This window comes from Actinoplanes sandaracinus, assembly GCF_030009775.1.
Classification (GTDB): Bacteria; Actinomycetota; Actinomycetes; order Mycobacteriales; family Micromonosporaceae; genus Actinoplanes; species Actinoplanes sandaracinus.
In genome coordinates, this window is the sequence record NZ_JASCTH010000025.1 from 112536 (window position 1) to 130731 (window position 18196).

General features: G+C 71.0%; 16 protein-coding genes. 6 read left to right on the forward strand and 10 right to left on the reverse strand.

The genetic code is table 11. The annotated features are described in order from the left end of the window. Positions 1-27 precede the first annotated feature (27 nt). The 5 genes from QLQ12_RS32890 to QLQ12_RS32910 form a co-directional block, all read right to left on the reverse strand. The gene (locus QLQ12_RS32890; RefSeq protein WP_282764501.1) at positions 28-501 is read right to left on the reverse strand and encodes a hypothetical protein; all 474 of its coding nucleotides are present in this window, start codon (positions 499-501) and stop codon (positions 28-30) included. Positions 502-563: 62 nt separating this feature from the next. Beyond that, a complete protein-coding gene (locus QLQ12_RS32895; RefSeq protein ID WP_282764503.1) occupies positions 564-2300 on the reverse strand; it encodes a putative bifunctional diguanylate cyclase/phosphodiesterase in 1737 nt (578 codons plus the stop codon). Between the two features lie 103 nt (positions 2301-2403). Next, a complete protein-coding gene (locus QLQ12_RS32900) occupies positions 2404-3264 on the reverse strand; it encodes an NAD(P)-dependent oxidoreductase (RefSeq protein ID WP_282764505.1) in 861 nt (286 codons plus the stop codon). 127 nt (positions 3265-3391) lie between these two features. Next, on the reverse strand, positions 3392-3913 hold the full coding sequence (locus QLQ12_RS32905; RefSeq protein WP_282764507.1) for a hypothetical protein: 522 nt from the start codon (positions 3911-3913) through the stop codon (positions 3392-3394). Continuing rightward, positions 3910-4551: a CDP-alcohol phosphatidyltransferase family protein gene (locus QLQ12_RS32910; RefSeq protein WP_282764509.1), complete on the reverse strand. Its 642-nt coding sequence runs from the start codon at positions 4549-4551 to the stop codon at positions 3910-3912. Before QLQ12_RS32910 ends, QLQ12_RS32905 begins: the two co-directional genes overlap by 4 nt. Before the next feature lie 264 nt (positions 4552-4815). Here QLQ12_RS32910 and QLQ12_RS32915 point away from each other — a divergent pair, with 264 nt between their 5' ends. The 3 genes from QLQ12_RS32915 (at position 4816) to QLQ12_RS32925 (ending at position 9962) form a co-directional block, all read left to right on the forward strand. Further along, complete coding sequence (locus QLQ12_RS32915; protein ID WP_282764511.1) at positions 4816-6030, forward strand: hypothetical protein; 1215 nt, start codon at positions 4816-4818, stop codon at positions 6028-6030. 213 nt (positions 6031-6243) lie between these two features. Beyond that, positions 6244-6894 carry a hypothetical protein gene (locus QLQ12_RS32920; RefSeq protein ID WP_282764512.1) on the forward strand — a complete coding sequence of 217 codons (651 nt, stop codon included), beginning with the start codon at positions 6244-6246 and terminating at the stop codon, positions 6892-6894. Next, positions 6891-9962, forward strand: coding sequence for a helicase HerA domain-containing protein (locus tag QLQ12_RS32925; RefSeq protein WP_282764513.1), 3072 nt, complete (start codon positions 6891-6893; stop codon positions 9960-9962). The genes QLQ12_RS32920 and QLQ12_RS32925 overlap by 4 nt, the downstream gene beginning before the upstream one ends. A 24-nt stretch (positions 9963-9986) precedes the next feature. Here QLQ12_RS32925 and QLQ12_RS32930 read toward each other — a convergent pair whose 3' ends face one another. Next, entirely contained in the window at positions 9987-11489 is a 1503-nt protein-coding gene (locus QLQ12_RS32930; protein WP_282764515.1) for a class I SAM-dependent methyltransferase, read from the reverse strand. Positions 11490-11678: 189 nt separating this feature from the next. Between QLQ12_RS32930 and QLQ12_RS32935 the strand changes: the two genes are divergently transcribed. Further along, positions 11679-12314, forward strand: a complete 636-nt coding sequence (locus QLQ12_RS32935; protein ID WP_282764517.1) for a TetR/AcrR family transcriptional regulator — start codon at positions 11679-11681, stop codon at positions 12312-12314. Then, positions 12311-12760: an acyl-CoA thioesterase gene (locus tag QLQ12_RS32940; RefSeq protein WP_282764519.1), complete on the forward strand. Its 450-nt coding sequence runs from the start codon at positions 12311-12313 to the stop codon at positions 12758-12760. The genes QLQ12_RS32935 and QLQ12_RS32940 overlap by 4 nt, the downstream gene beginning before the upstream one ends. Positions 12761-12836: 76 nt before the next feature. Here QLQ12_RS32940 and QLQ12_RS32945 read toward each other — a convergent pair whose 3' ends face one another. From QLQ12_RS32945 to QLQ12_RS32955, 3 genes are read right to left on the reverse strand one after another with little or no spacing between them, the layout of a single operon-like run. Then, a complete protein-coding gene (locus QLQ12_RS32945) occupies positions 12837-13682 on the reverse strand; it encodes a geranyl diphosphate 2-C-methyltransferase (protein ID WP_282764520.1) in 846 nt (281 codons plus the stop codon). Position 13683: 1 nt separating this feature from the next. Beyond that, positions 13684-14748, reverse strand: coding sequence for a family 2 encapsulin nanocompartment cargo protein terpene cyclase (locus QLQ12_RS32950; protein ID WP_282764522.1), 1065 nt, complete (start codon positions 14746-14748; stop codon positions 13684-13686). Beyond that, the gene (locus QLQ12_RS32955; protein WP_282764524.1) at positions 14748-16160 is read right to left on the reverse strand and encodes a family 2B encapsulin nanocompartment shell protein; all 1413 of its coding nucleotides are present in this window, start codon (positions 16158-16160) and stop codon (positions 14748-14750) included. The genes QLQ12_RS32950 and QLQ12_RS32955 overlap by 1 nt, the downstream gene beginning before the upstream one ends. A 121-nt stretch (positions 16161-16281) precedes the next feature. Here QLQ12_RS32955 and ispH point away from each other — a divergent pair, with 121 nt between their 5' ends. Continuing rightward, positions 16282-17220 (forward strand): 4-hydroxy-3-methylbut-2-enyl diphosphate reductase, encoded by a 939-nt coding sequence (gene ispH / locus QLQ12_RS32960; RefSeq protein WP_282764525.1) that lies wholly within the window; start codon positions 16282-16284, stop codon positions 17218-17220. On the opposite strand, the gene QLQ12_RS32965 is transcribed toward ispH, so the two are convergent. Then, positions 17153-18127, reverse strand: coding sequence for an AraC family transcriptional regulator (locus tag QLQ12_RS32965; protein ID WP_282764527.1), 975 nt, complete (start codon positions 18125-18127; stop codon positions 17153-17155). The genes ispH and QLQ12_RS32965 overlap by 68 nt on opposite strands. Positions 18128-18196: the final 69 nt, after the last annotated feature.

An 18196-nucleotide genomic window follows, 5' to 3' on the forward strand; every position in this document is an offset into this window, starting at 1 on the left:
CGACCACCCGGAGCGGGCAGCCGCGGATCACTTCCGCCGGCGGCCCTCGGCGAGTTGCAACGCGAGATGCCCGGCGAACTCCACGGCCGCCATCCGCACCGCCAAGGCCCGTGTCGGATGCGGGTGGCCGCTGCCGGTGAGCCGCGTCAGCCACCGCTTCTCCAGCCGCCGGCGGCCGATCATCGCCGCCACGGACAGGCCGACGACGCCCGCGGCGACGATCGCCTTGCGCTTGTCGAACTCGACGTCCGGCCCGTCGTGCTCGCCGGCCGGCGGCGGATCGGTCACCGCGAACGGACGGTCGGCGAGGACGATCTCGCCGGACTGGCCGGACTCCTTCGGAGCGGCGGCCCACACGATCGCCGTCGCCGCCGAGACCGCCCCGAGCCGGGCCAGGCGTCGCTTGGCCGGGGACAGTTCCCCCGCGGCGATCCAGGCGCCACCGAGAGCGGCTTGCAGGGCGGCCTTCGCGACGGCCCGTGGGTAAGAGACGACTGCCATGGCAGAACGGTAGCCCCGAAGGTCAACGTCGCCACCCGGGCGTCACCGTGCCGGGGATGATCTCAGACCGCGGCGATCGCCGGGCCCGCCGCGGTGGACCGGGACAGCCAGTCGGTCAGGTCGGCCGCCGGGAGCGGCCGGCTGATGTGGTAGCCCTGCGCCTCGTGACAGCCGAGGTCGCTGAGCGCCTCGAGCGCCGTCGCGGTCTCGACCCCTTCGGCGACGACCTTCAGGTGCAGGTTCTTGGCCAGCTCGACGACCGCCCGCACGATCGTCTCGTCCCGGGCGTTCTCACACATCTTCATCACGAAGCTCCGGTCGATCTTCAGCTCGTGCGGAGGCATGTCCCGCAGGTGTGCGATCGACGAGTATCCGGTGCCGAAGTCGTCGATCGAGATGTTGACACCCCGCGCGCGCAGCCCGGCCAGCACCTCGCCGGCGCGCAGCATGTCCCCGATCACGGCACTCTCGGTGATCTCCAGGGTCAGCAGCTCCGGCCGTACCCCATGGCGGGCGAGAGCCACGGCGATCGTCTCCGGGAAGGTGTCGTCGGCCAGGGACCGCGCCGGGATGTTGACCGAGACCGGGAGCTCGTGACCCAGCACCGACCACCGGGAGATCTGCGCCAGCGCCTGGTCCAGTACCTCGGCGGTGACCAGGTCGATCAGCCCGCTGTCCTCGGCCAGCGGAATGAAGGTGTCCGGGCCGAGCAGCCCGCGCACCGGGTGCTGCCAGCGGACCAGGGCCTCGGCCCCGCACGGCGTCCGGGTGGCCAGGTTGACCTTGGGCTGGTAGAAGACGACCAGCTCGCCGCGCTCGATGCCCTGCCGCAGCTCGCTCTGCATGCTCAGCCGGCTCGCGTCGTGACCGTCCATCGCCGCGTCGTATCCGGTGACCCCGCTGTGCCGGCGCTTCGCCGCGTACATCGCGACGTCCGCGTGCTGCAGAAGCTCGGCGGCGTCATGGCCGTCGGCGGGGTACGACGAGACACCGATGCTCGCGTCGATGTCGATCAGAAGCCCGTTCAGCCTGATCGGCCCGCGGAGCGCCCGCAGCAGGCGGCGGCCGGCCTCCAGCGCGTCCGCCCGGCTCCGGGTGGTCGGCAGGACCAGGGCGAACTCGTCACCGCCGAGCCGCATCACGGTGTCGCCCGAGCGGCACGCCTGGACCAGCCGCTGGGCCACCTCGCACAGCAGCACGTCACCGGCGTGGTGGCCGAGCGTGTCGTTGACCTCCTTGAACCGGTCCAGGTCGACGAGCAGCAGGCTGAACGGCTCGCCGGCCTCCGCGCCGTGACGCACCGCCTCGCCGAGCCGCTCCTGGAACATGGCCCGGTTGCCGAGCCCGGTGAGCGGGTCGTGGGTGGCCTCGTGCAGCCGCCGCTTCGACTGTCGCTCGGCCCGCCGCTGGTGGCCGACGAGGACGAGTGCGCACACGGCGAAGAGCAGGACCACGACGGGGATCGTCAGCCCGGCCACGGTACGCAGCAGCGCCACGCGCCGGTCCACGATCTCCAGCTGGGCGGCGAGGGACCGCTCACTGCGACCGACGGTGCCGAGAACCTCGTCCCGCAGCGCACGCAGGTCCGCGTCCTGGGTGTCGATCCGCGCCGAGATGTCGGTCAGGACCCGGGTGACCTCCTGGGCGCGGCGTACCTCCCTGGTCGCCTCGGCGGTGACCGTGAAAGACAGCACGGCGCAGGCCGCCAGGACGGTGATGCCCACGGCGGTGCCGGCGATGGCCGCCCGTGCCGTCGTACGACCGACCTTGAACCTGCTCCACCGCGTACGTGACTCCACTGCCGCATCCCCGCTCACGGGGTCTGTTTCGGCGCGGACGCCGGGGAACTGCGCGCTCGGCCCAGACTGCAGCCGTCCGGCAACCCGGCCGCCCGCGCCGGAATCAGCCCGCCGGCCTGCGGAACTGCTCGATCAGCGCGGCGTAGCTGGATTTCGCGTGGCCCTCGGCGACCCCGCGTTCGGCGAGCGCCCGGAACGAGCGGGGCAGGGCGGTGTCGACGCCGCGCACCTCGCTCTCGTGCACCAGGTGGTGGATCGGTGACAGGTGCGTCTCCAGGGTGGCGTCGTGCGCCGGGTACGCGCCCTCGTCCACCTGCCGGGCCAGGTCCGGCAGGAAGGTGGCGACGCCGCCCAGCCATGAGGTCGCGAACGGCAGGAACGTCGTGGCCTCGACCTTCTCCGTGCCGACCAGAGCCAGTGCGTGCAGGAAACTGTTGAGCGTGCCCCACATGAGGCCGAGCAGCGCCACGTCGTACAACGCGGGGATCCCGTGGTCGTCGCTCAGGCGGGTGGTGCCGCCGCCCAGCCGGGCCAGGGTGGCCTCGTGCTCGTCGAACAGCTCCCGGGAGCCGCCGTAGAGGATGGCGGCGTGCGGCTGGCCGATGCCGGGCGGGGTCATCATGATCGCGCCGTCGAGGTACCGGGCGCCGATCCCGGCGGCCCACCCGGCGGTCGCGCGGGCCTCCTCGGAGGTGCCCGAGGTGAGGTTGACCAGGGTGCGCCCGGCCAGCAGGGCCTCGGCCGGCTCGAGCACCGACCGGACGGCCCGGTAGTCGCGGACGCAGATCACCACGAGCGGTGAGGCCTCGACGGCCTCGGCGAGGCTGCCGGCGTACACCGCGCCGCGGTCGGTCAGCGGCGCGGCCCGGCCGGGCGTGCGGTTCCACACCGTGACCGGGTGGCCGCCGTCGAGGAACGCCCCGGCCAGGGCGGTGCCCATCATGCCGAGGCCGAGAACTGTCACAGGGGCAGGGGAAATGGCGGACATCAATCCTCCGGGAATGGTGAGTAGAACCATTTCCAGAATGGCGGCGCCGATCATCCCGAACAAGTACCCACAAAATTGTCAGCACTTACCCCGAGGTTGGTGCTCAGCCCAGGATCAGCCCCGGCGCCAGCGCGATCGTCAACATCCGGACCGAACGGCCGGTCAGGCAGGTCAGCAGGAACACCGACGCCCGCATCTTCCCGGCCGCGGTCGTGAAGGTCATGATGATCAGCGGCGGGATGCCGACCACCGCGCTCAGCAGGAGGACCGGGACGGTCACCGAGGTGCGGTCGAGTTGGGCCAGCTTGGCCATCCTGGTCCGGGAGCGGCGCATCCACCCGGGGTTCTCCGGCTGATTCCCGGACTTGCGCGCCGCCTTGCTCTCCATCTGCTCGCGTTTCCTGGCGATCCACCGGCGTAGCGCCGGGGCCCGCAGCGTGCCCCGCACGGCCAGCAGCATGGCTAGTTTGCCGAAGCTCTGCCCGATGGCCGTCGCCAGCGCCAGAAGCACGGGATTCGCGCTGGTCGTCGCGACGGCGCCGAGGAGGTAGGGCTCGGCCGGCAGGCCGGGGAAGAAGGCGGAGACGAAACCGACGCCGAGCGAGGTGGCCAGGATCCCGATCATCGTGGCCCGGGGATCCCGGGAGCCGGCAGCCGCGACACGACGCGCAGCGACACCACCTTGATGACGGTGATGCCGAGGGCGAGCACGGCGCCGATCCACGGATAGTCGGCGGCGACGATCACCACCACCAGGCTGGTGGTGTTGAGCACCTTCGCCGGGGGCCACCAATTCCACCGGTAGACGCCCCGGTGCACCACCTCGAAGTAGTTGGGACTCAGGATCGGCCAGCGCAGGAAGGACAGGCTCAGCATCGTGTCGAGCGTCAGGAACTGGAACAGGAGAATGGCGCCGGCCAGGACCGACTCCGGCTGGAGCACCAGCAGGCCCGCCGCGGCGAGGGAGAAGCACGCTCGGTCGCAGATGATGTCGAACACCGCGCCGAACCGGGTCTCCTGGCCCAGCAGCCGGGCCGTCAGGCCGTCGAGGACGTCACCGATCCAGTAACACGCGTAGGCGGTGACGATCAGCCACATGCTGCCCTGCGCCAGCCCGGCCGCGGCGAGCGCCACCGAGGCAGCCGTCCGGACCAGGGTGATGACGTTCGGGACGTTGAGCTGGAAGACGTCGGACCGGGAATCGATCGCGAGGGGACCGGTCTCAGGAGCCGGCTGCTGAAGGGAGGGGATCCCCGTGGTCATGTCGATTCTCCGTATCTCGGTCGGAGAGTTGCGGTTCCGGTCCGGTCGCGATTTGCGCCCTTTCCCCAACAACGTAGGTCACGGCAGGCCACCGGGACACCGCCGTCCATACTCCGTCAACCTCGCAAGGAGCAGTCCGGTACGGCGCGAGCCGACACATCGATGAACTTGACAGTCTTCACGGGGGTGCGGAGACTTCTGGCAATCCCCCATGGGAGCGCTCACATGCCCCGATGTGAGTCGATTTTTGGAGAAGGAATCCCCATGACTTCCCCCGCACCCACCACATCCCCACGTCGTTGGCGGACCGCCCTGGTCGCGCTGGTCACCGTCGGTCTCGCCAGTGCCGGCGCCGCGGTCGGACTCCAGCGGGCCGACGCCGCCACCACTCCCACCACCGCCACTACCGCCGGCGCCGCGGCCGCCTGCGGCGCCGGCACCTTCCAGTCCCAGGTGACCGTCAGCGGCACCACCTGGACGGCCCGCAACGCCGCCGGCTCCAGCGTCTACAGCGGCGGCGACTTCCGCGCCGCGGTCCAGGCCGGCATCGGCAGCCTCACCCCGGGACGCACCTCGATCCAGCGGGTCGTCGTGCGCGGCAACGGCACCATGGCCGCGGGCAGCCGCATCTCGCTCGCCGGCTACACGTCACTGTCGGTGTGCGGCACGATCCACGTGACCGGCGGCGGCAGCGGCGACTACGCCCCGGTCTACGCGCGCGGCGTCAGCAACATCGAGGTCCCGTACCTCAACGTTACCGGCGCTCCGGTCTACGGCATCTTCCTGCGCAACGTCTCCAACGTCCACCTCGGTCAGATCGACATGCGGCTCAGCGCCGGCCTCGGCGTCCGCATCGACAACCGCGGCGACACCAGCCAGTGGACCCGCAACGTCAGGATCGACAACGTGTACGTGCAGGGCGCCAGCTCGCACGCGGTGGAGACCTACGGTGTCGACGGCATCACCATCGGCTCCGTGACCGCTCGCAACGTCGGCGAATCCGGCCTGCTGCTCAACCAGACGATCAACGCCACGGTCGGCACGGTCGACGCCGAGAACGCCGGCTCCGGCACCGGCTACGCCGCCTTCCGGATGGCCAACCGCAACGGCCGGATCGGTTCCGCGTACCCCGGCAACATCAAGGTCGGCACGGTCCGGGCCCGAGGCGGTGGCCGCGGGGTCTTCTGCGTCTCGGAGAGCGGCGGCGCCACCATCGACCGAGTCGACATCGCGAACACCGGAAACAACTCGATCCTCGTGGAGAACTGCTACAACGTCACGGTCGCCGCGGTGTCCGGCACGGTCAGCGGAGGCGGCGAGATCCGCATCGCGGCCCGTGCCGAGTTCGCGCCCTCGTCGGGCATCCGCTTCCAGAACCTGACGGTCAGCAACACCAACATCCGCTGGAGCCCGTGCACCGGCGGCAACAACACGATCAGCAACGTCACCCGTACCAACTCCTCCCTCACCTGGTGCTGACCTGAGCCTGCCGGGACCGGCTCAGCCCGGTCCCGGCGGCTTCTCCGGCACGGCCCGTGCCGCTCGATCGGCGGCCGGCAATCGAGCGACCGCCGTTTGTCCATATCGGATAGCTGACAGGGGCTGATCCGGCGATGCCGCACTCACATCCGGTAATGATGCATTCGACGGCGCGTTCGCGCGGTTCGCCGACTGCCCCCGGAGCTCGCATTCATGGCTGCTGACCTCAGTACCCCCGCACGACAGGCCCTCATCGCCCTGATGGTGAGCGTGGAGCGGGCGTCCAACCCCGATCTTCGCCGGAACTATCGGGTCGAGGTCACCAAGGGGGCCCGGGAGGAACTCGAGCGCGAGAAGCTGATCTCCTGGGAGAAGGGTCCGCGCGGCGCGATCTTCTACGAGCTCACGGACAAGGGCTGGCGGCGGGCGCGACAGGAGTTCCGGTCAGCGCCTCCCGAACGGGTGACCGGCCCCTGGCTGTTGCACTACGCCACACTGCGCCACCTGGACTCCCTGATGGAGCGGGCCGACTACAAGATCGCCGATGTGTTCGCCGGCCCCGACCCGGGCCCCGCCACCGCGGCGGGCGCGGCCGGGGAGCCCTCGGTCGAGGACCGTGTCCGCGCCGCCTACCTCGACCTCGCGCGGACGCCCGGCGACTGGATCCGGCTCGTGGCGATCAGGGCCCGGCTGACCGATGTCGCGCGCTCCGAGCAGGACCGCGTCCTGACGGAGATGGACCGGCGCCGCGAGATCCACCTGGACCCGGATCCGGCACGCAACGAGTTGCCGCAGGACGCGCTGGACGCCGCGATCCTCATCGGGGGCGAGGCCAAACATCTGATCACGATCGGCCGCGCGTGATCGAGGACGACCAGCGGCGCGCCCTGACCGAGCTGCGGCGCCTGGACTGGGCCCCGACTCCGGAGGATGTCTGGACCGCCCTGGACGTGCATCTCGACGAGTTGAACGGGGCCGCCGGCGCGGCTGTCCTGCAGGCGTTCGAGGAGGCGGAGGCACGCCGGACGGGCAGTCCGCTGGGACTGGCCATCGCGGGCCAGCACGGCTCGGGCAAGACCCACCTGCTGCGCTGGGCCCGGGAGAAGGTTCAGCAACGGCACGGGTACTTCTTCCTGATGGGCATGGCGGACGGCCGCACCTTCTGGCCGAACATCGTGCACACCCTGCTGCGCGGGCTGCGCCGCTCCGGCTACTACCGGCACACCCAGCTGGCGATGCTCCTGGAACGCCTCAGTGAGCGGTCGGAGATTCCGAGCGGGCTGCGCCGGCAGATCCGCGGCCAGGCGCCGCTCACCCCGACCGCGCTCGACGCCTTCGTGAACGGGGTGCGGGCCACCGACCCCGAGGCGGGCCGGGAGTGCCGTTTCACGATGCGGGCTCTCGTCCTGCTGGCCTCCACCGACCCCGGCGTCGCGGACCTCGGAGAGTCATGGCTGCTGTCGCTGCCTGGCCTCGAACCGGACGAGTTGCGACAGTGGGGCCTGCCGGCGAGCACCAAGCCGGAACAACAGGTGGCGGTCGAGATATCCCGGCTGCTCGCCCTGACCGGGCCCAGCATGCTGGCGGTCGACCAGATCGACGTCATCTTCGCGCAGAGCAACCCCGTGGAGACGGCCGAGATCGCCGGCGATCTCGGTCACGGCCTGATGGATCTGCGCGAGAAGATGTTCCGGACGGTGACCGTGGTCGCGTGCCTTCCGACGTCCTGGGACCGGATGAAGCACGACTCCCTGGGCTCGTTCGGCGGCCGGTTCCGGGAACAGACGCGGCTGGAGCGGCTGCCCTCGCCGGAGGTCGCCGAGAGCCTGATCGCCGCCAGGTTCGCCGCCCTGTTCGACGCCGCCGCGTTCAAGCCGTCCTACTTCACCTGGCCGATCCTGCCGGAAGCCTTCGGTGACGCTCCGAGCTACACGCCGCGGCAGCTGATCCAGCGGGCCGACGAGCACGTCCGGTACTGCCTGGCCCGCGACGAGGTCGTCCCGTTGGCGAACTTCGACGATCACCGGGAGAGCTCGGCGCCACCGAAGGCGCCGGCCCGGACCGATGATCTGACCCCGCTCGGCGAACGCCTCGCCCGGCTCGTCGCCGAGGCGGAGGTCAGCGCCGCCCTGGCCCCGGCGACCGAGGACACCGAGATGTCCCGCCTGCTGGAGGCCGGTCTGCGTGCCTGGGCGGTCGAGCAGGGCGCCGGCGCCGGCCGGTTCAGGGTGCAGCCGGCCGAGCAGAGCAACCCGTCGACACATGCCTGGCTGTGCGAGACCCTCGACGAGGACATCGAGGACGAGGCGCACTGGTCGTTCCGCGGTCTGTCGCACACCCATGCGCGTGCGGTGCAGGCCAGGCTGGCCCGGCTGCGGAGCTCCGCCGGACTGAACCCGCAGGTCAGCAAACGGCGTGCGGTCCTGCTGCGCAACATCGACTGGCCGACCGGCCCGGTGAGCGCGCGGGTGAGGCAGGAGTTCCTGGACCTCGGCGGCGTGATCACCACGGTCGGCGAGGACGACCTGCGCACCTTCGCGGCCCTGGAGCGACTGCTGCGGGAGAACGACCCGCTGCTTCCGGACTTCCTGCGGGCACACCGCCCGGCGGGTGGCACCACCCTGTTCACCGAGGTGTTCGGGCCACCGGTCGACGCGCCCGTGCTCGCCGCGGCGCGGGCCGAACCGGAACCGGAGCCGCCCGCCGAGCCCGGGATCCGGGTCGGAGCGGTCGCCGAGACCGGTGTGCCCGTGCGCCTGACGCTGGAGTCTCTGCGCAAACACACGGCGATCTTCGCGGGTTCCGGGTCCGGGAAGACCGTCCTGATCCGCAGACTGGTCGAGGAGTGCGCCCTGCACGGCGTGTCCTCGATCGTCCTGGACCCGAACAACGACCTGGCTCGTCTCGGTGACGCCTGGCCGCGGCCGCCGGAGTCCTGGCGTGACGACGACGGCGTCCGGGCTCGCGAATATCTCGACACCACCGACGTGGTCGTCTGGACCCCACGCCGCGAGTCCGGGCGGCCGTTGAGCCTGCAGCCGCTGCCGGACTTCGGCGCCGTGCTGGACGAGCCCGACGAGTTCGCCTTGGCGCTCGACGCGGCCGTCGCCACGCTGGCCCCCCGCGCCCGGATGGCGGCGGGCACCGCCAAGGCCGACCGGGGGCGGGCCGTCCTGCGCAAGGCTCTGGAGCACTTCGGGCGTTCCGGCGGCACGACCCTCGGTGACTTCGTCGAGTTGCTGATCGATCTTCCGGACGAGGTGACCAGCCTGGGGCGGGCGCGGGAACTCGCCGCCGACATGGCCGAGACCCTGAAGGCCGCGATGGTCAACGATCCGCTCTTCGGCGGCGCCGGCAGCCCGCTCAATCCGGGCGTGCTGCTCAGCCCGCCGCCCGGCCGTCGTGCCCGGGTGTCGGTCATCAGCCTGATCGGGCTGCCCGGCGACGAGCAGCGGCAGAGCTTTGTCAACCAGCTTCAGATGGCGCTGTTCTCCTGGATCAAACGGCACCCGGCGGGTGACCGGCCGCTGGGTGGGCTCTTCGTCATGGACGAGGCACAGACATTCGCTCCGTCCGGGGCGATGACCGCGTGCACGGAGAGCACTCTCGCGCTGGCCAGCCAGGCCCGCAAGTACGGCCTCGGACTGATCTTCGCCACCCAGGCGCCGCGAGGCATCCACAACCGCATCGTCGGCAACGCGGCCACCCAGTTCTTCGGCTTCCTCAACAGCCCCACCCAGATCGCGGCGGCGAAGGAGGTCGCCCAGGCCAAGGGCAGCTCGGTGCTGGACATCTCCCGGTTGCGCACCGGCCAGTTCTACGCGGTCACCGAGGGGAAACCGTTCCGCAAGCTGTCCACCGCGATGTGCCTGACCCATCACCCGCAGAGCGCGCTGACCGCCGAAGAGGTCCTCCAGCGCGCCCGTGCCTGAGCCCCGCCACTCACCTGCTCGTGGTCAGCTGTTGCGGGGGCGGCGGGCCACCACGAGCAGGTGGGTGGTGGGCCAGTCGAGGGGCCGGCCGTCGAGTTCGGTGAGCGCGGCCACCGGCGCGATCCGGTTGTCGATGATCCAGTCGTTGCGGATCGCGGCCGACGCCTGGTCGAGTTCGAACCCGGCCTCCGCCAGCAGCTGCGCCCACTCGGCGAAGGACAGGCCGCAGAACTGCTCCTTGGTCTCGGACAGCCAGTTGTCGACGTAGTCCTTACGGGTCAGGAAGTCCATCGCCGCGCCCAGTTCGAGGCGCACCGTGCCGTCGTCGAGAGCCGCGAACGTGAAGGGGAACGCGAAGTCGGCCGCGAACTGGTCGAGGCGCGCCCGGGTGGACAGGCCGCCGACGTACCGCCGGATCTCGTCGGACGTGAGACCGGCCAGGTCGCGCCGTGGTGAGGCGGGGTTGGCGCCGTCGTCGGTGGCGAGCCGCAGCACGACCTCGCGCCGGCGGTCGTCCGGACCGCACACGTCACTGTTGATCCAGACGCCGCCGGGCGCGGTGTGGTCGAAGATGCGCCGGGCGAACTGGAGCAGCGACTCCCGCTGCGAGCCGTACGACCAGATCTCGTGGGTCAGGGCGAAGGTGAGCGTGGTGTCCACCGACCGGTCCGCGAAGATCGCGCCGCCGAGGACGTTGCGCTGGTAGAAGTAGACGTTGGCGTTGCGGAAGACGCCCTGCGCCTTCTTGTGCACACACTCGGAATACAGATGGCGGGCCACCTCGACGCCGATCAGGTCGCTCTCGTGCAGGCCCGGTTCGCGGTCGGCCAGTTCCAGGACGGCCCCGGCGCCGCAGCCGATGTCCACGACGCGGCCGGGACGCACGTGCTGCCGGACCGCCGCCCACTTGCGCTCGGCGGCGTCGGCGAAGGCCTCCACGTAGGTCCGGTAGTCGCGGGTCGCGGTGAGACCGCCCTCGTCGCCGACGAGCGGGTCGTTGACCACGGTCCGGACCGTGTCGGCCAGCCGGTACCGCTCGAAGACGTCGATGGTCGCGGGGTGGGCCAGCTTCCGCCAGGACTCGTCGCCGGCGGCCAGGCGCAGCAGCACGTCCCAGGGCCGCTCCGCCGCGGTGCGCACCAGCGGGTCGGCCTCGACGAGCGCGATCGGGAAGCCGAGACGCTCGTACAGCTTCACCACGTCCGGCGTCGAACACGCGACCACCGTGTCCGCCGGGGTGAGACCGATGCCGGTGGCCACGGCGATGCTCTTGAGGGTGACCTCGGCGAACGCGTCGGTGGGCGCGGTGTCGAAGACCGGCACGACGAGTGAACGCAGCCCGCTGAGCATGCTGAACCGCTCGATGGCCGCCTCCCGCCGGTGATAGGGGACCGGGTTGCGCCTGGTGTTCTCGTGGTTGGCCGACGTCACGGCCCACACGATCGTGGCCGCGCTGTCGGCGGCGAGCCGGTGCAGATAGTCCGCCTGGAACCGGGTCAGCAGATGGTGACGCCCGGGAAACAGCACGAAGCGTGGCGACGGTTCGATGTGATCACCCCATCGGGTCGGTGAGCGAGGGCCCGGCCGCCGGCGGTCTCGCGGCCGAAAGGCAGGGTACTGCGGGCGCGTCCCCGCCGCGTCACGGACGCTCATGGGAGCGGGGTTGTGACCGGACTTATATTTACGAACGGTCGGTCGTTTTATAGGTTGGGCGGTATGACGCAGGACGGCAGATTGATCCGCGGGCAGCGCACCCGCAGCGCGGTGCTGGAGCAGGCCCTCCTGCTCGCCACCGTGTCCGGTCTCGACGGCCTGTCACTCAGCCAGGTCGCCGACGCGCTCGGGGTCAGCAAGTCAGGCCTCTTCGCGCACTGGCGGTCCAAGGAGGCGCTGCAACTCGCGGTGATCGACCAGGCGCGGGCGCAGTGGACCGAGCGGGTGATCCGCCCGGCCCTGAGCGCGCCGGCGGGGGTGCGCCGGCTCTGGGCCGTGCACGACAGCCGCATCGCCTTCTACGAGGCGAAGGTGCTGCCCGGCGGCTGCTTCTTCGCCAACGCCCACTTCGAGTTCAACGCCCGGCCCGGTCCGATCCGGGACAGGCTCGCCACCGAGCAGACCGACTGGATGACCTTCCTGACCGGGCTGGCCACCGACGCCGTCACCGCCGGCGACCTGCGGGCCGACGTCAGCCCGGCCGTGCTCGCCTACCAGGTCGAGGCCCTGGGGATCTGCGCCGTGATGCAGGCGCCCGTCCTCGGCCCCGGCACGACGTATCCCCACGCCCGCCGGGCACTGCTCGACCACCTGCGCGCCATCACCTGCGACCCGACGATCCTTCCGGAGCTGACATGACAACCGTCGCCATCGACGTCTCGCACGGCGCCGTCGTGCACACCCCCGTGCACTTCGACGACCTGGACGCCATGGGTGTGCTGCACAACTCGCGATACGCGGTGCTCGTCGAGCGCGCGGTCGCCAAGTGGTGGGCCGAGCGGGGCGTCTCGTTCACCAACGGCCGCCCCTCCTCACCGGACGCCTTCAACGTGGTCCGGGAGTATGCGATCACCTTCCACGCGCCGGTGAGCAGCGTCGGCGACATCGCGATCCACTTCTGGCTCGACAAACTCGGCACCACCAGCGCGGCGTACGGGTTCCGGGTCACCTCGACCGACGGCGCTGCGGTGTACGCGGAGGGCCGTCGCGTCAACGTGCGCCTCGACCCCGCCACCATGCGCCCCGAGCCGTGGACCGACCACGCCCGCGGTGTGGCCGCCACCCTGGTCGTCAACCGCGGCTAGCCACCGGTTCGGTGGCCGTACCGGATGCGGGGAAGTGAGCCGGGCGCGGCGGGACGACCGCGCCCGGCGGAGAGTGTCAGATGCGGTCGGCGGCGATCAGCAGGTAGTGGAAGCTGCCTTCGCGGTACGCGGTGAGGAACGGCTCCTCGATGCCGGTCGCGACCGACGACCGGGCGCGCAGCTCCCAATAGGGGATCGTCGCCGCGGTCAGGTCGGTCACGGCGATCGGGGCGAGGCCGTTGGCGGCGAGGGCCTTGAAGTAGTGGCTGCGCGGGTGGATGTCGCACGTGTAGTGCTCGTTGATCCGGCTGACCGCCTTGGAGCGCAGGCCGGTCACGTCGTTGGCGCAGCCGGTGATGCAGACGTATCGTCCACCGAACCTCAGCAGGCGGGCGAACTCGGCGTACAGGTCGCCGAGGTCGACGTACATCGTGGTCTCGTTGGTCCAGACGGCCTGGCGGCTGCCGGCCGGCAGGTGGGTGTCCAGCATGTTCCGGAAGTGGAAGCGGACCCGGTCGGCGATGCCGCGGCGGGCGGCCTGCTCGTTGGCGAAGCCGACCTGGTACTCCGAGATCGATACGCCGTCGACCTCGCAGCCGAACCGCTGGTGGGCCATGATGCTGGTGCCGCCGCGACCGGAGCCGCCGTCGAGGATCATGTCGTCCGGCCCGATCGGGCCCAGGTGATCGAGCAGCAGGTCGGCCTGTGCGCTCTCCAGGCGGTGCAGCTCGGCGATGATCCGCTGCTCGCGGGCGCCGGCCGGGGCGTCCAGAACCGACGGATCGTACGGGCCCACCCCGTAGTGGTGGTGGTAGAGATCGTCGACCTCGCCGAGGCGCAGGTTGACCGGGTCCTGCCGGTTGGTGTTCCAGTAGTCGGCGACCGACTTCTCGAAGTCGGTGCGCAGGACGGTCGTGGTCATGTCAGCTCCTTTGGTAACGGCCGGTGGTCGCGTGCCACCGGCGGCTGCCGCCGAGCCAGGCCCAGGTGTCCGCGAGGAACCGCCGCAGGTTCGGCGACCCGGCGGCGCTGAGCTGGGCGGCCAGCCCGACGAAGGTGTGCATCAGCTCGTTGTGGATCTCGACGGTGCGAGCCATGGCCTCGTCGCGGGAGAGGTCCTCCCGCAGAGCCAGCACCCGCGGCAGGTTGAAGTCGGTGTCCGACTCCGACGGCCCGGAGTGCAGGTCGTTGACGAGCACCGCCGCGTTGCCGGCGGTGGTGAAGGCGCGCCGCACCTCGGGGTGGTAGAACTCGTGCGCCGGCAGCTCGTACCCGGCCAGCACGTCGATCAGGATCATCGGCGGCAGGTAACTGTTGAGGTGCCGCTGCACGAGGTACTCCCAGACCGGGGGAGTGCGCTTGTTGACGTGCCAGTCCGCCTCCTGCGTCCAGGCCAGGAAGAGGATCGCCATCTGGTGCTGGAAGCGGCCCATCTGGGTCGTGGAGGCGTAGACCGCCAGGTGCTCCATGGCGGTGCGGAACGCCTCAGAGATCGGCTGGAGCCGGTGATAGCGGTCCATGTCGGCGGTGTAGCGCGGGACCATCCGGGCCGGGTCGACCACCGACATGAGCCGGGCCAGCCGGGAGCCGACCACCGCCGGCTCGGCGCCCAGCTCCACCTCGTCGACGTAGTAGTCGTCCGCCGCCCACTCGGCGACCAGGCACTTCGTGGCGGCGAGCAGTCGGTCCGGGTCGCTGACGGCCGGGTGGGCGAGCATCATGTAGCGGCCGAACCCGTAGGACCGCAGTTTGTCCAGCCGTCCCGGATAGATCCCGATCCTTCCGGCCCAGGCGATCAGCTGGTCGTCGACCAGGTCGCCGAGAGCCGGGTCGTCACGCAGCGCGTCGGGGCAGAAGAGCTGCCCGTCGGCCGACGGCAGGATCAGCGGGCCGGCGAAGGCCCGCATCGCCGACATGCCGAAGCCCGGCAGCAGCTTGCGCAGCTCTCCCGGCGGCGCGCCACGGACATCACTCAGCAGGGTCGACATCAGTGCGACAGTTCGACGTGGTCGAGGATCCCGAGCGCGTCCGGGACCATCACCGCCGCCGAGTAGTAGGCGCTGACCAGGTACGACATGATCGCCTGCTCGCTGATGCCCATGAACCGCACGTTGAGGCCCGGCTGGTACTCGTCCGGCAGCTTGGTCTGGTGCAGGCCGATCACACCCTGGTCCTGCTCGCCGACCCGCATCGCCAGGATCGACGTGGTGTGCGTGTGGCTGATCGGCACCTTGCCGCTGGGCAGGATCGGGACGCCGCGCCAGGACGGGACGGTGTGGCCGTCCATCTGCACCGGCGGCGGGTAGATGCCCCGCTTCGTGCACTCCCGGCCGAACGCGGCGATGGCCTGCGGATGGGCCAGGAAGAATTTCGTGCTGCGCCGCATCGACAGCAGCTCGTCGAGGTCGTCGGGGGTGGGCGGGCCGGTACGGGTGTGGATGCGCTGCCGCAGGTCGGCGTTGTGCAGCAGGCCGAACTCACGGTTGTTGACCAGTTCGTACTCCTGCCGCTCGCGCAGCGCCTCGACGGTGAGCCGCAGTTGCTGCTCCATCTGGTCCATCGGGTCGTTGTAGAGGTCCGCGACCCGGGTGTGCACTCGCAGCACGGTCTGGGCGACGCTCAGTTCGTACTCGCGTGGGCTGATCTCGTAGTCGACGTAGGTGCCGGGCAGGGGGTGCTCCCCGTGGTGGCCGGCGGCGACCGCGATCTCCGCCTCTCCGTGCTTGTTCTGCGGTTTCCGGCTCTTGTCGCGGAACCCGTCCACGTGGTTGCGCAGCGTCTCGCTGCGGGAGGTCAGCTCGGCGAACGCGGACCGTGGCAGGGCCAGCATGGTCACCGCGGTCATCGCCTTGGCGGTGTACTCCCAGATCGGGTCGTCCTCGATGAGCACCCGCTCACCGAACTTCTCCCCGTCGGCGAGCACGCCGAGGCTGACCGGGTCGCCGTACGCGCCGACGCCGATCTTGTCCACCTTGCCGTGCGCGATCAGGTAGAGGTTGTCGGCGACCGACCCGAACTCGACGATCACCTGGCCGGGCTGGTACTCCTGCTGGACGAACCGGTCGGCGATGCCGCGCAGCAGCTCCTGGTCGTCGATATTGGCGAGCACCCCGATCTCGCGCAGCTCGGCCGGCACGACCTGAACCGAGGCCCCGGTGGCGATGAAGGTCAGCCGGCTGTCGCCGAGCCGGTAGGTCATCCGCCGGTTGACCCGGTAGGTGCCGCCGGAGACCTCGACCCAGGGCAGCTTGCGCAGCAGCCAGCGGGAGCTGATCTCCTGCATCTGCGGGAGCGACTTGGTGGTGTGGGTCAGGTTCCGGGCCGCCGCGGTGCTCAGGCTCTGCCGCTTCTGATGGTCCTGTTCCTCGCGGGTCTCCGACGACTTCACTGAACTGGTCACGGCTGTTAACGCCCCGTTTCATCCGCAATGTGGCTTACAACCTGCTCGTTTTATCCCAGCTCAGCGGACTATTTGTCGGTTTTTACAGTTTTGCGAATAGTCATGCCTAAGCTCCGTGATCATGGAAGTCACCGTGCTCCTCGCCGTCCCACGCGCCTTCTGCGCCGGTGTCGAACGCGCCATCGACATGGTCGAGCAGGCTCTGCGCCGGTACGGCCCGCCGGTGTACGTACGCCGCCGGATCGTCCACAACGCCCACGTCACCGCCGCCCTGGAAGCCCGCGGCGCGATCTTCGTCGACGAGGTCGGCCAGGCGCCAGACGGCGCCGTCGTCGTGTTCACCGCCCACGGCGTCGCGCCCGCCGTCCGCGCCGAGGCCGCCCGGCGCGGCCACCACGTGATCGACGCGACCTGTCCCTTGGTCGCCAGGTCACACACCGAGGTCCGCCGCTACGCCGCCCGCGGCGACACCGTCCTGCTCATCGGTCACGCCGGCCACGACGAGGTGCAGGGCGTCCTCGGCCAGATCCCCGGCGGGATCCAACTGGTCCAGGACATCGCCTCCGTCGACGAGGTGCTGGTCGAGGATCCCCGGCGGGTGTCCTATCTGACCCAGACCACCCTGGCCGCTGACGAGACCGGGGAGATCATCGACGAGTTGCGGTCCCGCTTCCCGCACCTGTCCGGGCCGGACGCCGGCGAGGTCTGCTCCGCCACCACCGAGCGCGAGGAGGCGGTCGCCGCCATCGCCGGAGCCTGCGACCTGGTCCTGGTAGGCGGCTCTGCGGGGTCGTCCGACTCGTCCCGGCTGGCCGAGGTCGCCCGCCGCCACGGCACACCCGCACACCTGATCGAGGATGTACGCGACATCCGGCCCGAGTGGCTCGACGGCGTCCGCACGGTCGGCCTCACCGCCGGAGTCACGGCGTCGCCCCATCTGGTCGACGAGGTGGTGGCCGCCCTCGCCTCGGCCCGGATCAGCGGCTCCGCGCTTACGCCTGTCCCACGCCCACCGGCCGCCGGCGGTACTCCTGCGGACTCATCCCGCGTTCACGCTTGAAGGCGGCGCTGAGCGCGAACGCGCTGCCGTAGCCCACCCGGCGGGCCACCGCGCCGATCGTGGCCTCGGGCTCACGCAGCAGGTCGGCGGCGAGCGCCAGCCGCCAGCCGGTCAGGTACGCCATCGGCGGTTCACCGACCAGCTCGGTGAACCGCCGCGCCAGCGCCGACCGGGACACCCCGGCCCGCGCGGCCAGGGCGGCGACCGTCCACGGCGCCGCGGGCTCCTCGTGCAGCAGCCGCAGCGCCGGGCCGACCACCGGATCCGCGCGGGCCGTGTGCCAGCCCGGAGCGCCGGCCTCGGCCAGCCAGGTCCGCAACACCGACACCAGCAGCAGGTCCAGCAGCCGGTCGAGGACCAGCTCCTGTCCCGGCTCGTTGCGCGCCATCTCGGTGGCGAGCAGGCCCACCAGCGTCTGGTCGGCCGCCGCCGCGGGCCGCACCAGCAGCCCCGGCAAGGCGGCCAGCAAACGGCGGCTGACCTCGCTGTGCAACTGGTAGACGCCGGTGAGCAGGACCGTGGCCGCGTCGGACCGGTCGCCCCAGGCCCGTACGCCCAGGTTCATCGCCTCGGCCTGCCCCGTGCCGTCGAGTTCCGTGCCGTCGTGCCCCGCGCCGTCGAGCGGGACGCACACCTGCCCCGGCCGGATGACGGTCCGCCACGGGGTCGCCGGGTCGTCGGCCACCGTGTACGGCTCCGGCCCCCGGACCACGGCGAGGTCGCCCGGCGCCAGCCGGACCGTCTCGTCCCCGCCGCGGACCAGCCAGGCGCCACCCCGCACCACGGCGATCAGGGTGAGCGGGGCCTCGTCCTCGATCCGCAGCGCGAACGGCGGGTCGAACACCGAGCGCAGCAGGAACGCGCCCCGCGCCCGCGGCCCGTCGAGCAGCCCGCTCAGCGTGTCCACCCGGCCACCGTAGCCGTCAGGCGCTCCGGGCGCCGTCCGGGAGAACCGGCCGCCGCAGTCGTCACACGC

Bases quoted from the DNA above. Each gene is read 5' to 3' on its own strand.
- QLQ12_RS32890 (WP_282764501.1), bottom strand. From the start codon at position 501: ATGGCAGTCGTCTCTTACCCACGGGCCGTCGCGAAGGCCGCCCTGCAA.
- QLQ12_RS32905 (WP_282764507.1), bottom strand. From the start codon at position 3,913: ATGATCGGGATCCTGGCCACCTCGCTCGGCGTCGGTTTCGTCTCCGCC.
- QLQ12_RS32910 (WP_282764509.1), bottom strand. From the start codon at position 4,551: ATGACCACGGGGATCCCCTCCCTTCAGCAGCCGGCTCCTGAGACCGGT.
- QLQ12_RS32915 (WP_282764511.1), top strand. From the start codon at position 4,816: ATGACTTCCCCCGCACCCACCACATCCCCACGTCGTTGGCGGACCGCC.
- QLQ12_RS32920 (WP_282764512.1), top strand. From the start codon at position 6,244: ATGGCTGCTGACCTCAGTACCCCCGCACGACAGGCCCTCATCGCCCTG.
- QLQ12_RS32935 (WP_282764517.1), top strand. From the start codon at position 11,679: ATGACGCAGGACGGCAGATTGATCCGCGGGCAGCGCACCCGCAGCGCG.
- QLQ12_RS32940 (WP_282764519.1), top strand. From the start codon at position 12,311: ATGACAACCGTCGCCATCGACGTCTCGCACGGCGCCGTCGTGCACACC.
- QLQ12_RS32945 (WP_282764520.1), bottom strand. From the start codon at position 13,682: ATGACCACGACCGTCCTGCGCACCGACTTCGAGAAGTCGGTCGCCGAC.
- QLQ12_RS32950 (WP_282764522.1), bottom strand. From the start codon at position 14,748: ATGTCGACCCTGCTGAGTGATGTCCGTGGCGCGCCGCCGGGAGAGCTG.
- ispH (WP_282764525.1), top strand. From the start codon at position 16,282: ATGGAAGTCACCGTGCTCCTCGCCGTCCCACGCGCCTTCTGCGCCGGT.